The sequence below is a fragment of the Lysobacter sp. F60174L2 genome (assembly GCF_052547135.1).
The window spans coordinates 799,203-813,529 of record NZ_JBQWRA010000001.1 but is presented as its reverse complement, the minus strand read 5'-3'; the positions used below and the strand labels follow the sequence as shown (position 1 = coordinate 813,529).

The 14,327-nt window shown below is 70.6% G+C and carries 13 protein-coding genes and 1 riboswitch; of the genes, 5 read left to right on the top strand and 8 right to left on the bottom strand.

Annotated elements, in window-relative coordinates; all coding sequences use genetic code 11:
* Positions 1–7: 7 nt before the first annotated feature.
* Positions 8–1,303, bottom strand: a complete 1,296-nt coding sequence (purD, locus tag ACT9AS_RS03635) for a phosphoribosylamine--glycine ligase (RefSeq protein ID WP_445098746.1) — start codon at positions 1,301–1,303, stop codon at positions 8–10.
* A 187-nt stretch (positions 1,304–1,490) separates the two neighbouring features.
* Here purD and ACT9AS_RS03630 point away from each other — a divergent pair, with 187 nt between their 5' ends.
* A complete protein-coding gene (locus tag ACT9AS_RS03630) occupies positions 1,491–2,942 on the top strand; it encodes an amino acid carrier protein (protein ID WP_445098745.1) in 1,452 nt (483 codons plus the stop codon).
* Positions 2,943–3,580: 638 nt separating this feature from the next.
* On the opposite strand, the gene rsmI is transcribed toward ACT9AS_RS03630, so the two are convergent.
* Positions 3,581–4,408 carry a 16S rRNA (cytidine(1402)-2'-O)-methyltransferase gene (gene rsmI, locus ACT9AS_RS03625; protein ID WP_445098744.1) on the bottom strand — a complete coding sequence of 276 codons (828 nt, stop codon included), beginning with the start codon at positions 4,406–4,408 and terminating at the stop codon, positions 3,581–3,583.
* A 71-nt stretch (positions 4,409–4,479) separates the two neighbouring features.
* Here rsmI and ACT9AS_RS03620 point away from each other — a divergent pair, with 71 nt between their 5' ends.
* From ACT9AS_RS03620 to ACT9AS_RS03605, 4 genes are all read left to right on the top strand, one after another.
* On the top strand, positions 4,480–5,868 hold the full coding sequence (locus ACT9AS_RS03620) for a penicillin-binding protein activator (RefSeq protein ID WP_445098743.1): 1,389 nt from the start codon (positions 4,480–4,482) through the stop codon (positions 5,866–5,868).
* Positions 5,852–6,247, top strand: a complete 396-nt coding sequence (locus ACT9AS_RS03615) for a YraN family protein (RefSeq protein ID WP_445098742.1) — start codon at positions 5,852–5,854, stop codon at positions 6,245–6,247. The genes ACT9AS_RS03620 and ACT9AS_RS03615 overlap by 17 nt, the downstream gene beginning before the upstream one ends.
* Before the next feature lie 28 nt (positions 6,248–6,275).
* Complete coding sequence (locus ACT9AS_RS03610; RefSeq protein ID WP_445098741.1) at positions 6,276–7,655, top strand: FAD-linked oxidase C-terminal domain-containing protein; 1,380 nt, start codon at positions 6,276–6,278, stop codon at positions 7,653–7,655.
* A 100-nt stretch (positions 7,656–7,755) separates the two neighbouring features.
* Positions 7,756–8,346 (top strand): uracil-DNA glycosylase family protein, encoded by a 591-nt coding sequence (locus ACT9AS_RS03605; protein ID WP_445098740.1) that lies wholly within the window; start codon positions 7,756–7,758, stop codon positions 8,344–8,346.
* Positions 8,347–8,557: 211 nt separating this feature from the next.
* Here the strand turns inward: ACT9AS_RS03605 and thiL are convergent, their stop codons facing one another.
* The 6 genes from thiL to ribD all read right to left on the bottom strand — a co-directional run bounded on the left by thiL (position 8,558) and on the right by ribD (position 14,300).
* A complete protein-coding gene (gene thiL / locus ACT9AS_RS03600) occupies positions 8,558–9,580 on the bottom strand; it encodes a thiamine-phosphate kinase (RefSeq protein ID WP_445098739.1) in 1,023 nt (340 codons plus the stop codon).
* 216 nt (positions 9,581–9,796) lie between these two features.
* Positions 9,797–10,258 (bottom strand): transcription antitermination factor NusB, encoded by a 462-nt coding sequence (gene nusB, locus ACT9AS_RS03595; protein ID WP_445098738.1) that lies wholly within the window; start codon positions 10,256–10,258, stop codon positions 9,797–9,799.
* A complete protein-coding gene (gene ribH, locus ACT9AS_RS03590; protein ID WP_445098737.1) occupies positions 10,255–10,722 on the bottom strand; it encodes a 6,7-dimethyl-8-ribityllumazine synthase in 468 nt (155 codons plus the stop codon). The genes nusB and ribH overlap by 4 nt, the downstream gene beginning before the upstream one ends.
* Before the next feature lie 173 nt (positions 10,723–10,895).
* Positions 10,896–11,993, bottom strand: a complete 1,098-nt coding sequence (gene ribB / locus ACT9AS_RS03585; protein ID WP_445098736.1) for a 3,4-dihydroxy-2-butanone-4-phosphate synthase — start codon at positions 11,991–11,993, stop codon at positions 10,896–10,898.
* Positions 11,990–12,607, bottom strand: coding sequence for a riboflavin synthase (locus ACT9AS_RS03580; protein ID WP_445098735.1), 618 nt, complete (start codon positions 12,605–12,607; stop codon positions 11,990–11,992). The genes ribB and ACT9AS_RS03580 overlap by 4 nt, the downstream gene beginning before the upstream one ends.
* Positions 12,608–12,749: 142 nt before the next feature.
* A riboswitch (FMN riboswitch) is annotated at positions 12,750–12,910 on the bottom strand.
* 289 nt (positions 12,911–13,199) lie between these two features.
* Positions 13,200–14,300 carry a bifunctional diaminohydroxyphosphoribosylaminopyrimidine deaminase/5-amino-6-(5-phosphoribosylamino)uracil reductase RibD gene (ribD, locus tag ACT9AS_RS03575; protein WP_445098734.1) on the bottom strand — a complete coding sequence of 367 codons (1,101 nt, stop codon included), beginning with the start codon at positions 14,298–14,300 and terminating at the stop codon, positions 13,200–13,202.
* Positions 14,301–14,327 lie beyond the last annotated feature (27 nt).

Genomic DNA, 14,327 nt, shown 5'->3' with positions numbered 1-14,327 from the left:
CCCGCGATCACCTTCGCGCGGCGCGCTCCCGCTCGATCGCGCGCCAGCCGATGTCGTGGCGGTGGAACTCGCCATGCCAGGAGATGCCGGCGACGGCTTCGTAGGCGTGGTGCTGCGCCTCGGCCACGGTGTCGCCGAGCGCGCACACGCACAGCACGCGGCCGCCGGCGGTGACGACCTGGCCGTCGACCAGCCGGGTGCCGGCATGGAAGACCTTGCTGTCGCCGACCTCGGGCACGTCCCAGCTGCCGATCGGGTCGCCGCTGCGCGGGGTGCCTGGGTAGTTCTCGGCCGCCATCACCACGCCGAGCGCCGGACGCGGATCCCATTGCGCCTCGACCCCGGCCAGGCGCGCGTCGATCGCGGCCTCGACCAGCTCGAGCAGGTCCGACTGCAGCCGCATCATCACCGGCTGGGTTTCGGGGTCGCCGAAGCGCACGTTGAACTCGATCACCTTCGGCGCGCCGCTGGCGTCGATCATCAGGCCGGCGTAGAGGAAGCCGGTGAACGGCACGCCGTCGGCGGCCATCCCGCGCACGGTCGGCTCGACCACCTCGCGCATCACCCGCGCGTGGATCTCCGGGGTCACCACCGGCGCCGGCGAGTAGGCGCCCATGCCGCCGGTGTTGGGGCCGGTGTCGCCATCGGAGACGCGCTTGTGGTCCTGGCTGGTCGCCATCGGCAGCGCGGTGTGTCCATCGACAATGGAGATGAAGCTGGCTTCCTCGCCGTCGAGGAACTCCTCTATCACCACCCGCGCGCCGGCCGCGCCGAACGCATTGCCGGCGAGCATGTCGCGTACCGCGGCCTCGGCTTCGGCCAGCGTCATCGCCACGATCACGCCCTTGCCGGCGGCGAGGCCGTCGGCCTTGATCACGATCGGGGCACCCTTGTCGTGCACGTAGGCCAAGGCCGCATCGACCTCGGTGTGCACCGCGTAGAACGCGGTCGGGATGCCGTGGCGGGCGAGGAAATCCTTGGCGAACGCCTTGCTGCCTTCCAGTTGCGCGGCGGCCGCGGTCGGGCCGAACACGCGCAGGCCGGCGGCGCGGAAGCGATCGACCACACCGGCCACCAGGGGCGCCTCCGGACCGACCACGGTCACGGCGACTGCCTCGTCGCGCGCGAGCTGCAACAGGCCATCGAGATCGTCGGCCTTGACCGCGACGTTGCGGCACTTGTCCTCGTGCGCGGTGCCGGCGTTGCCGGGCGCGACCAGCACCTCGGTGACGCGCGGGGACTGGGCGAGCTTCCATGCCAGCGCATGTTCGCGGCCGCCGGAGCCGATGACGAGGATTTTCATGGCAAGTCCTTGTTGGAAAGCAGTCTTGTAGGAGCGACGTCAGTCGCGATTTCCTTGCAGCCCGGACGTTCAGGGCGTCGCGACTTACGTCGCTCCTACACGGAAACGGAGGCGGTCGATTTTACCGGAGCCGGCCGGCCGCCGGCTGTTACGATCGCCCGCTTCGGTGACAACAACGGGAATCGCGATGGAGTTCGTCCTCAACGGCATCGAGGCGCTGCTGACGCCGGTGATCGGCCTGGTCAACACGGTGTTGTGGAACTACGTGCTGATCTACGGACTGATCGCGGTCGGGGTGTTCTTCACCGTGCGGCTGAAGTTCGTGCAGGTGCGCCGTTTCGGCCACATGTTGCAGGTGATCGGCCGGGGCACCGATGGCGACAGCGCCGGCATCTCGCCGTTCCAGGCGCTGTGCACCAGCCTGGCGTCGCGGGTCGGCACCGGCAACCTCGCCGGGGTCGCGATCGCGCTGAGCCTGGGCGGGCCGGGCGCGCTGTTCTGGATGTGGGTGGTGGCCGCGCTCGGCATGGCGACGGCCTACGCCGAGAGCGCGCTGGCGCAGCTGTACAAGGTCCGCGACGAGGACGGCCAGTACCGCGGCGGTCCGGGCTACTACATGTCGCGCGGACTCAAGCTGCCGTGGCTCGGCGTGGCGTTCTCGGTGTGCCTGGTGTTCTCCTACGGGCTGATCTTCAGCAGCGTGCACGCCAACGCGATGGCGCAGTCGTTGAACCTCGCGTTCGGCCTCAGCCAGGCGCAGATCGCGACCGGACTGGTGCTGTTGACGGCGGTCATCATCTTCGGCGGCGTGCGCTCGGTCGCGCGGGTGGCCGAGTGGGTGGTGCCGTTCATGGCGGTGGGCTACCTCGGCTTGGCGCTGTGGGTGGTGGCGACCAACATTGCAGAGGTGCCGGCGGTGCTGGCGCTGGTGGTGCGCAGCGCGTTCGGGCTGGAGCCGGCGGCCGGTGGCCTGATGGGCGGGCTGGCGGCGGCGATGCTCAACGGGGTCAAGCGCGGGCTGTACTCCAACGAGGCGGGCATGGGCAGCGCGCCCAACATCGCCGCGGCGGCGACGCCGGTGCCGCACCATCCGTCCAGCCAGGGGCTGGTGCAGTCGCTGGGGGTGTTCATCGACACCTTGCTGATCTGCACAGCGACCGGGCTGATGATCCTGCTGTCGGGCGTGCTCGCCGACGGCGGCGACGGGGTGGTGATCACCCAGAACGCGCTGGTGGTGTTCTTCGGCCAGTGGGGTAGCTGGTTCGCGGCGATCGCGCTGTTCTTCTTCGCGTTCACCACGATTCTGGGCAACTACTCGTATGCCGAGAGCGGCTTGCTGTACCTGGGCGGCGGTGATGTCGGCCTGTTCCTGCTGCGGGCGGCGGCGCTGGCGGTGATCGTCTGGGGTGTGTACGCGCAGGTGCCGCTGGTATGGAGCGCGGCCGACGCGGCGATGGCGATGATGGCGACGCTCAACCTGGCGGCGTTGCTGGGGTTGTCGGGGGTGGTGGTGAAGTTGACCCGCGATTACGACCGGCAACTGGATGCGGGCCGGTCGCCGGTGTTCCATATCGCCGATTACCCGGAGTTGGGTAGTGGCGTGGATCACGAGATCTGGCGGGAGCGGGAGTCGGGCTGAGCGGTGGGGTTGCTGGGGCACGGCCACGGCCATCGCCATCCCAATCGCTACGGCAACGGCAACGGCAACGGCAACAGCGCTTCGGCGAGGTCGGTGCGCAGGAGGCGGCCGGCGGGGGTGTTGCTCCAGCCCTTCGTCAGGGCAGTCCTGCCCTGAGGCGGGCCGCGGGCCATCCATGGCCCGCTTTTCCGCAACACCCCCACCGTCCACCTCCTGCCCGAGTGTTTGCGGCTTCGGGGACGGCTTCGTGTAGGAGCGACGTAAGTCGCGATTTCACGGCGACTACGGGCATCAGTGAAATCGCGACTTACGTCGCTCCTACAGGTGCGTGTATCCGCGCGGGAAGGCACTGCCAAGCAAAGGAGACACAACACCACCCCCTCCAAGCGCGACGCGGCGTCCTGTCCGGGTGCTGCGGAGAGTGCGCCATGGATGGCGCACGGCCCCGACTCGGGCCATGGATGGCCCGACGGAGCGGGCGCAGCAGCACCCGGACAGGTCGGCGCTCCCCTCCGGAGACGACCACCCGCACCGCTCTTGCTCTTGCTCTTGCTCTTGCTCTTGCTCTTGCTCTTGCGACTACGGCTACAGCTGCGATGTTTTCTGTCGCTGCTGTTGTTGCTCTGTCGCTACCGCCCTCAACTCCCCCCGCCATACAGCGCCTTGCGCGGCGCCCCGCTCAGTTCCGCGGCGAGCTTGGCCGCCGTCGAAGGAGGCAGATGCCCGGAGAGCTTCAGGTACAACCGCTGACCCTCGATCAGCCTCGCATCGGCATCCTCGCCCGCGCCCTCGACAACCAGCACGAACTCGCCCTTGCGCTGGTTCGGATCCGCCGCCACCCGTTCCAGCAACTGCCCCAGCCCCCCATCCAGCACCGTCTCGAACAACTTGGTCAGTTCCCGCGCCAGCACCGCCGGACGATCCGCGCCAAACGCGACAACCAGGTCGCCCAGCGACTCCTCGATCCGATGCGCCGACTCGTAGAAGATCAACGTGCGCGACTCCGCCGCCAACCGTGTCAACCGCTCGCGCCGCGCTCCGCTCTTGGCCGGCAGGAACCCCTCGAACACGAACCGGTCCGACGCGATCCCCGCCACGCTCAAGGCCGCGATCGCCGCGCAGGCGCCCGGCACCGGCGACACCCGCACCCCCGCCACGCGCGCCGCGCGAACCAGCCGAAAGCCCGGATCACTGACCAGCGGCGTGCCCGCATCCGACACCAGCGCCAGCGACTCGCCGGCCCGCAACCGCGCGACCAGTTGCTCCGCCTGCGCATCCTCGTTGTGCTGGTGCAGCGCCAGCAACGGCCGCTCCAGGCCGAAGTGCGACAGCAACTGGCGCGTATGCCGGGTGTCCTCGGCGCAGATCGCGTCGACCGCCCCCAGTATTTCCAGCGCGCGTGGCGACAGGTCGCCCAGGTTGCCGATCGGGGTGGCGACGATATGGAGGGTGCCGGGGCTATGCATGATCGCGATGGTACAGCCGGTTAGAATCGATCCGTCCCCACACACACGCCGCCCGCGGCGCGCGCATGCCGATGAGTCCCAGGACCGTACGCTCCACGAGCCCCCGCCACTCCGCCGCCCGCTGGTTGACGGGGCTGGTGGTCGCCACCGTCCTGCTTGGCGGTTGCGTGGCGATGCCGAGTCGCACCACGACCGACACGTCGACCCGGCACGTGCAGCACCCGCTGATCGCCCAGGCCAGCGTATTGGCGCAGGCGGGTGGCAACGCCAGCCAGATCGACGCGTTGCTGTCGCAACTCGACGATGCCACCCTCGCCTCCGAGGCCGCCGCGCTGGCGATCGGCGATCCGCTCTACACCTACGCGGGCCGCGCCCTGCTGCGTCGCGGCCTGCCGTTGCCGCGCCCGTTCGACCGCACCGCATGGCAATTCGATGCCAGCAGCCGCCCACCGGCCGCCTCCGACGGCTATCGGCCGCCGGTGAAGCTGGCTGTGCTGCTGCCGCTTTCGGGCGAAATGTCGCAGGCCGCCGCACCGGTACGCGACGGCTTCCTCGCCGGTTATTACGGCGAAAACCGTCGTCGGCCGGATATCCAGTTCTACGACACCCACGGCACCGTCGGCGGCAGCCTGTCGGCCTACGACCAGGCCGTCGCGGCCGGCAGCGATTTCGTGGTCGGCCCGCTCGGCCGCGAGCAGGTCGATGCGATGTTCGGCCGGGCCGCGCTGCCGGTGCCGCTGCTCGCGCTCAACCGCGGTACCGAGGCGCCCCCGGCCGGCAACGCCAGCTTCTCGCTGTCGCCGGAGGACGAGGGTGTCGCCGCGGCCGAGCTGCTGATCGAGCGCGGCGCGCGCCGGGTGCTGGTGGTCGCCGGCAACGACGCCAGCCAGCAGCGCTCGGTCGACGCGCTGCGCGAGCGGCTCGGCGAGCGTGGTGCGGTGGTCACCGACGTGGTGAACGTCGGCATCGTCGACCTGGCCCCGCTGGCGCAGAAGGAAGGCGGCATCGACGCGGTGTTCATGGCCGTGCGCGGCAGCGCGGCGCGCGAGTTCATGCCGAAACTGGCGCTCGCCGGACTGGCAGGCAAGCCGCGCGTCGCCACCTCGCAACTGCTGTCGGGCACCGGCAAGGCCGAGGAGGATCGCGTGCTCGACGGCATCGCCTTCCCCACCGAGCCGTGGACCAACGGCGGTTACGTCACCGGGCTGGCGCCGGAAGCCACCGTCGCCGAGACCCTGCCGACGGCGCGCGGCGGCGCGGGCCGGCTGTTCGCGTTCGGCTACGACGCCTGGCTGCTGACCGCCTACCTGGAAAAGCTGGCGCGGTCGTCCGACGGTCATGTCGAGGGCGCCACCGGCACCCTGCGCATCGATGGTTTCGGCAACATCCAGCGCACGCCGGCGTGGGCGACCTTCAGCGGCGGCGTGCCGGTGTCGCTGGGCAATGCCGGCCGTTATTGACCGGCGCGGACGCGGCGCGGCGGTCGAGGCCGCCGCCCGCGATTACCTGCTCCAGGCCGGCCTGCGCCCGCTCGCGGCCAACGCCAACTATCGCTGTGGCGAGATCGATCTGGTGATGCTCGACGACAGCGTCCGCGATGGGCCGGCCGTGGTGTTCATCGAGGTCCGCTACCGCGGCGACGAACGCTTCGGCGGCGGCGCCGCCTCGGTCGACTGGCGCAAGCAGCGCAAGCTGGTGCGCGCCGCGCAGATGTTCCTGTTGCGCAACCGGCGCTTCGCCGATTCGCCGTGCCGCTTCGACGTGGTGGAAGCCGATGGCGATCCCGAAGCGCCGCGACTGAACTGGCTGCGCGATGCGTTCCGCGCGGACGATTGCTGACGGCAACGACGTCGCCAGCACCAGACACATGTCCCTGCCCGCTTCCCTGCATGACCGGATGGCCGCCCTGCTCGGCAGCGGCTGGCTGGTCGACCCCGCGGAACGACTGACCTACGCCTACGACAACTCGCGGCGCCAGTCGCTGCCCGATGCGGTGGCGCTGCCGACCACGCGCGAGCAGGTGGTCGCGCTGGTGAAGGCCTGCCGCGCGCACCGCGTGCCGCTGGTCGCGCGGGGCCGCGGCACCAACACCACCGGCGCGGCGGTACCGGTCGCGGCCGGAGTGGTGGTGTCGTTCGAACGCATGGACAGGATCATCGAACTGCGTCCCGGCGATCGATGCGCGGTGGTCGAACCGGGCGTGCTCAACGGCGACCTGCAGGCCGCGCTCGCGCCGCTGGACCTGTTTTGGCCGCCCGATCCGACCAGCGCGGCCTTCAGCACCATCGGCGGCAATCTCGCCTGCAACGCCGGCGGCCCGCGCGCGGTGAAGTACGGCGCCAGCCGCGACAACGTACTGGCGCTGACCGCGGTCACCGGCACCGGCGAACTGATCGAATGCGGCACCGCGACCACCAAGGGCTCGACCGGTTACGACCTGCAGCGGCTGCTGGTCGGCAGCGAAGGCACCCTCGCGCTGATCGTCGAGGCGACGTTGCGGCTGACCCCGGCGCCGACCGCGCGACGTGCGATCCGCGCGATCTACCGCGACGTGTCGAGCGCGGCGCAGGCGGTCGCGCGGCTGATGGCGCAACCGGTGACGCCTTCGATGCTGGAGTTCATGGACGCGCAGGCGGTGCGACTCGCGCGCGACGTCGGCGGTGCCGACCTGCCGCCCGATGCCGGCGCGCTGCTGATGATCGAGGCCGATGGCGACACCGAGACCCTGCCGCACGACATCGAGGCCTTGATGCGCGCGGCCGGCGGCGACGGCCTGGTCTCGCTCGACGACGCCGCCGACGAAGCCGCACGCACGCAGCTGTGGGCCGCGCGCAAGGCGTTGTCGCCGGCCTTGCGCACGCTGGCGCCGGGCAAGATCAACGAGGACGTGGTGGTGCCGGTGTCGCGGATCCCGCAACTGGTCGACGGCGTGCAGGTGCTGGCCGCGGAGTTCGACCTGCCGATCGTCTGCTTCGGCCATGCCGGCAACGGCAACCTGCACGTCAACCTGATGTACGACCCCGCCGACGCAGTTCAGAGCGCCCGCGCGCAGGCGGCGATGGCGCGGGTGTTCGAACTGGCCATCTCGCTGGGCGGCACACTGTCGGGCGAGCACGGCATCGGCCTGGCCAAGCGCAACTTCATGCCGCAGGCGATCACCGCGCCGACGCTGGCGCTGATGCGGCAGGTCAAGGCCGCGTTCGATCCCGACGGCATCCTCAATCCCGGCAAGCTGCTGCCGCCGTGAAGCTGTTCGTGCACGACGGCAACGCCACGGCGCGCACGCCATACCGTGGCCACGCCGACAGCCGCACTGGCGGCGCCGGGACTGGCATGGGATCACCCGCATGACTGCCGAACTCGACCATCTTCTGCGCGACATCCGCGCCTGCCGACTCTGCGAGGCGCACCTGCCACACGGCCCGCGGCCGGTCGTGCGCGCGGGCGCCGGGGCACGGCTGATGATCGTCGGCCAGGCCCCGGGCGCGAAGGTCCACGCCAGCGGCGTGCCGTGGGACGACGCCAGCGGCCGGCGCCTGCGCGAATGGCTCGGGATCGATGCCGACACCTTCTACGACGAATCGCGGGTCGCGATCGTGCCGATGGGGTTCTGCTATCCCGGCAAGGCCGGTTCGGGCGACGCGCCGCCGCGGCCGGAATGCCGCGCGACCTGGCATCCGCGGTTGCTGCCGCTGCTGCCGAAGGTCGAACTGACCCTGCTGATCGGCCAGTACGCGCAAGCGTATTTCCTCGGCGCGCGGCGCAAGGGCAGCCTGACCGCGACCATGCGCGCGTGGCGCGAGTACCTGCCGTCGCAGTTGCCGCTGCCGCATCCGAGCCCGCGCAATGTCGCCTGGTTCAAGGCGAACCCGTGGTTCGAGGGCGAGGTGTTGCCGACGCTGCGGGAGCGGGTGGACGGGCTGTTGCGCTCACGCTGAGGCATGGCCGCGTTGAGGCGACCGCGATGATGTAGGAGCGACGTAAGTCGCGACCGCACGGCGGGGTCGGGTATCCAAGTTCGCCACGAGGGCCAGGAGCCCGCGTCGACGGGATCACGCGCGCAATGCGCCGTGCGAAAGATCAGTGAGATCGCGACTTACGTCGCTCCTACAACAGCAACAGCAACGGCATCCGCGAATCGGTCCGCGGTCAGTCGCCGAAATGCACGTACCCGCTTTGCCGCGGCTGCCAGAGCACACCGTCGCGACCGACGGCGCGCACGCCCTCGCCTTCGACCATGCGACCGATGCGGGTGATCGGCGTCGCTGTCTCCGCCGCAATCGCCTCGATGCGTCCACGCATCGACGGATCGGCGGTGAAGCACAGCTCGTAATCGTCGCCGCCGGCGGACTGCAGTTCGCGGCGCCTGTCATCGCCGAAGCGGGCGGCCAACGCCTGCGAACACGGCAACCGGTCGATTCCTATTTCGGCGGCGATCCGGCTGCCGGTGCAGACGTGGCCGAGGTCGGCCAGCAGCCCGTCGGAGATGTCGATGCCACTGCGGGCGACGCCCGCGAGGGCGAGGCCGATGGCGACCCGCGGCGTCGGCCGGTCCAGTCGCAAACGCAGGTCCGACAAGGCTTCGGGGATGTGCGGGTCCACGGCGTCGTCCGCAGGCAGGATCGGCCCGGCCTCGCAGGCCGACGCCAGTACCGGTTCCGACGCACGTTGCAGCAGCGCCAGCGCACCGGCGGCGTCGCCGAGGGTGCCGGTGACCCAGACGTCGTCGCCGATCCGCGCGCCGTCGCGACGCAGCGCGCGGTCCGGCTCGACCAGCCCGTGCACGGTCACGCCGATCGACAGCGGCCCACGGGTGGTGTCGCCGCCGACCAGCGCGACGTGATGGCGGGCCGCCAGGTCGAGGAAGCCATCGAGGAAGCCGTCGAGCCAGTCGGCATCGCTGTCGGGCAACGACAGCGAGAGCGTGCACCACGCCGGTTCGGCGGCCATCGCGGCGAGGTCGGACAGGTTGACCGCGAGCACCTTCCAGCCGATGTCGGCCGACGCGGTGTCGAGCGGGAAATGCACGCCGGCGTTGAGGATGTCGGTGGCGACGACCAGTTGCCGGCCCGCGGGCACCTGCAGGATCGCGGCGTCGTCGCCGATGCCGAGGACGACGTCGGGTCGCGAGGCCACGCGGGCGCGGATGCGGTCGATGAGGTCGAATTCCATGGCGCACCTCCTGTCGGCCCTTGCGGTTTTGCTCCCTCTCCCGCTTGCGGGAGAGGGTTGGGGTGAGGGCAAGCGGGACCGGCTTGCGTCGGTTGTTGCGGTGGTGCGTGCCCTCATCCGCCCTTCGGGCACCTTCTCCCGCAAGCGGGAGAAGGAAAAGGCACGTCCTTCCGCAAGCGGGGCAGGGAACGAAATGCCTCCCGTTTGTGGAGGAGGCTACCGACCGCGCGCGGCGCCGACCTCGGTCGCGCGCCACTCGGCGGCGGCGTGGTCGAGCACGCCGTTGACGTAGGTGTGACCGTGCTCGGCGCCGAAACGCTTGACCGTCTCGATCGCCTCGTTGATCACCACCCGGTACGGCACGTCGAGGCGGTGGCGCAGCTCGTAGGCGGCGATGCGCAGGGCCGCCAGTTCGATCGCGTCGACCTGGTCGATCTCGCGGTCGAGGAATGGCTTGAGCGCGCGGTCGAGTTCGTCGCGGTGCTTGTCGACGCCGTGGACCAGGTCCTCGAAGTACGCCAGGTCGGCGACTTCCCGGGCCTGCTCGTGGGCGAACTGGGCGACCACCTGGCGGGCGTCGGAACCCGACATCTGCCAGGCGTAGACGGCCTGCAACGCGCGGCGGCGTGCGCGCGAACGCGCGACCGGGTCGATGCCATCGGGACGACGACGGTTCATTGCAGTTTCTCCAGCAGGTCGACCATCTCGATCGCGACCAGTGCGGCCTCTTCGCCCTTGTTGCCGTGGTTGCCACCGGCGCGGGCCTGGGCGTCCTCGAACTTCTCGACCGCCAGCACGCCGTTACAGACCGGCAGCTTGTGGTCGAGCTGGACCCGCATCAGGCCGTCGGAGCAGCCGTCGGCGACCTGTTCGTAGTGGCGGGTGTCGCCGCGGACGACGCAGCCCAGCGCGACGATCGCGGCATGCCGGCCGGCACCGGCGAGGCGCGCGGCGGCCAGCGGCAGTTCCCACGCGCCCGGCACCCGGACCACGTCGATCGCGTCCTCGGCCACGCCGTGGTCGGCGAAGCACTTGCGCGCGCCGGCGACGAGGGTGTCGGTGATGCGCGGGTTCCAGCGGCTGGCGATGATCGCGAAACGCGCGGCGGCGGGGCTGCGCAGGTCGCCTTCTAAATGGGGCATGGGCGGGTCTGTGACGATTGGATGGGTAGTTTAGCCGGCTTGGGGACCCTGCCGGCCCGCGGACCTGTAGGAGCGACGTAAGTCGCGATCGGGACCCGCGGGTGCGAACGATTGGTGATCGCGACTTACGTCGCTCCTACAGAAAACCCCGAAGGCTCCGGGGCGCCTGGGGGTTACACGTACTCGACCACTTCCAGGCCGAAGCCTGCCAGGCCGATCTGCTTGCGCGGGGTGCCGAGCACGCGCAGCTTGCCGAGGCCGAGGTCGGCCAGGATCTGGCCGCCGGCGCCGTTGCGGCGCCACTCGCTGAGCGCATGGCCGCGCGACGGCTTGGCGGCGCCACCGGGCTGCTGCCGGATCCGCGCCAGCAAGGTGTCGGCGTCGGCATGGTCGCCCAGCAACACCAGCGCGCCCCGACCTTCGGCGGCGATCGCGGCGAGTACGTCGCCGACCGCCGGGCCGAAGTCCGGCCGGCGCCAGTGCAGCGCATCGGCCAGCAGGTTCTGCACGTGCACGCGCACCAGCGTCGGCGTCTCGCGGTCGGGCTCGCCGCGCTGCAGGGCGAAATGCAGGCCGTGGCTGAGGCGGTCGCGATAGGTGACCAGTTGGAACGGACCGTGTTCGGTCTCGATCTCGCGCGCATCGATGCGCTCGACCGTGTGCTCGGTGTCGAGCCGGTAGCGGATCAGCTCCTCGATCGAGCCGATCTTGAGGCCGTGCTCGGCGGCGAACTTCTCCAGCTCCGGCCGCCGCGCCATGGTGCCGTCGGCGTTGAGGATCTCGACCAGCACGCCGGCCGGCTCCATCCCCGCCATCAGCGCCAGGTCGGCCGCGGCCTCGGTGTGGCCGGCGCGGTTGAGCACGCCGCCGGGCTGGGCCTGCAGCGGGAAGATGTGGCCCGGCTGGCTGAGGTCGGAAGGCGCGGCATCCGGCCGCACCGCGGTGCGGATGGTGTGGGCGCGGTCGTAGGCGCTGATGCCGGTGGTGACACCCTCGGCGGCCTCGATGCTGACGGTGAAGTTGGTGTGGTGGGCCGAGGTGTTGTCGCGCACCATCGGCGGCAGGCCGAGCTGGGCGCAGCGCTCGCGGGTCAGCGACAGGCACACCAGGCCGCGCGCGTGGGTGACCATGAAGTTGATGTCGGTCGGCTTGACCAGCTCGGCGGCCATGATCAGGTCGCCCTCGTTCTCGCGGTCCTCGTCATCGACGATCACGACCATGCGGCCGGCGCGGATTTCTTCCAGCAGTTCGGGGACGGTGGCGAAGCTCATCGGGTGGCTCCCGGTTGCGATGCGGAGGGGCCGAGCAGGCGCTCGACGTAGCGGGCGACCAGGTCGACCTCGAGGTTGACTGCATCGCCGACGGCGGTCTGCGCGAACGCGGTGTGGGCGACGGTGTGCGGGACCAGGGCGACTTCGAAGCCGGTCGCGTCGACCTCGTTGACGGTGAGGCTGACGCCGTCGACGCAGATCGAGCCTTTCTTGGCGATGTAGCGCAGCACCGTGTCCGGCGCGCCGAAGCGCCAGCGCTGGGCGCGGGCGTCGTCGGTGATCGAAGCGACCGCGCCCACGCCGTCGACGTGGCCGCTGACCAGGTGGCCGCCAAGGCGGTCGTGGGGGCGCATCGCGCGTTCGAGGTTGAGCGCGGCGCCGAGTGGCAGCCGGCCGAGGGTGGTCAGGGCGAGGGTTTCGTTGGACGCGTCGGCCGCGAACGAGTTTGCGTCGAACTCGACCACGGTCAGGCAGGTGCCGTTGACCGCGATGCTCTCGCCGAGCGCGACCCGCTCGAACGGCAGCGAGCCGACCTCGATCCGCAGCCGGGCGTCGCCGCCGACGGCGTCGCGCGCGGCCAGACGGCCGACGCCTTCGATGATGCCGGTGAACATCAGCGCGCCTCCGTCCGGCGTTGGCCGGAAGAGGAATACAGGGGTAACTGGATCGAGCTGGACATGGAACGTTTCCCGCATGGAAGGCTGGCGAAAAACGTCACAAGGCAATGGCATGCGCATGGCCGGGGGGCCATGGACTTGCCGTCTTCTTTCATCCGGACTATGACCGTCGGCTCCGGTATCGGACCGGATCTGCTGACCCTCCGGCGTGGCCGGAGGCGCTCGCGGGCTTGTCGTGCGGTTCGCTGAACCGGGCGACCTACCGCCGGTGGGGAGTTTCGCCCCGCCCTGAAGACGTTACGTATGCCGCGTGGGCGGCGGGGGGATTCTAGCATCCGGGCCGGGGTGGGCCGGCGCGCGGGTGGAACGGTGCGTTGGGGTGATGGGGCTGCTGCGTCGGGGAATGCGATGGGGCGCGCTGAACGGGTGGAACGCGACAAGGCTCGCTACGTTGTAGGAGCGACGTGAGTCGCGATTTCACTGATAGCCGGGATCGCCGTGCGGTCGCGACTTACGTCGCTCCTACAAAAAAGCGGGACTTGTCCGTCCGGCCACGATCGCCCCCGGGGCTACGAGCGGGCCTACCCTCTCACTCCGAGGCCTGCCGCGGCCGCAGCAGCACCCGGATATCCCGCCCGAAATGCCGCGACTCGACCACGTCGAGTTCCAACCGGTCGGCCATCGATTCGATATTGAGGCCGTCGAACAGCGGCCGCGCCTTCGAGCCCAGGATCACCGGGGCGACGTACAGCAGCAGCTCGTCGACCAGCCCGGCCTCCAGGAACGACGCGGCCAGGGTCGCGCCGGCCTCGACGTGGACTTCGTTGATCCCGCGGTCGGCCAGCAGCCTGAGCACCGCGTGCAGGTCGAACTCGCCGTGCTCGACATCGGCGATCGCCAGTTGCGCGTCGATCCCGCGGCTGAGCTTGGTGTTGGGCGCGTGCACGTACAGCGTCGGCGCGTCGCCCTCGCGGACCTTGCCGCGCGAGACCGTCGCCAGCCCGGGGTCCAGCACCACCCGCAGCGGCGGTTCGAACGGGGTGTCGTCGCCCAGCCGCACGGTCAGCGACGGGTCGTCGGCCAGCACGGTGCCGGCGCCGGTCACGATCGCGCCGGCGCGGGCGCGCCAGCGCTGCACGTCGGCGCGCGAGGCCTCGCCGCTGATCCACTTGGAATCGCCGTTGGCCAGCGCGCTGCGGCCGTCGAGGCTGGTCGCCAGCTTGACCCGCACCCACGGCCGGCCGCGCACGATCCGCGACAGGAAGCCTCGGTTGAGCTCGCGCGCCTGCGCCTCCATCAGACCGCTGGCGACCTCGATGCCGGCGTCCTTCAGCTTGTCGAAACCGGCGCCGTCGACCTGCGGGAACGGGTCGCGCATCGCCGCCACCACCCGGCCGACCTTCGCCTTGACCAGCGCGTCCGCGCACGGCCCGGTGCGACCGGTGTGCGCGCAGGGCTCCAGCGTCACGTAGACGGTCGCGCCCTTGGCCTTCCTGCCGGCCGCCTGCAGCGCGATGACCTCCGCATGCGGCTCGCCGGCGCGCTGGTGGAAGCCCTCGCCCACGACCTCGTCACCCTGCACCACCACGCAGCCGACCATCGGGTTGGGCCGGGTCGTATAGGCGCCGCGCTCGGCCAGGCGCAGCGCGCGGGCCATCATCAGGTGGTCGGTGGCGGTGAAGTCGGACATCGGTCGGCAGTTCCTCGTGTGGATCGC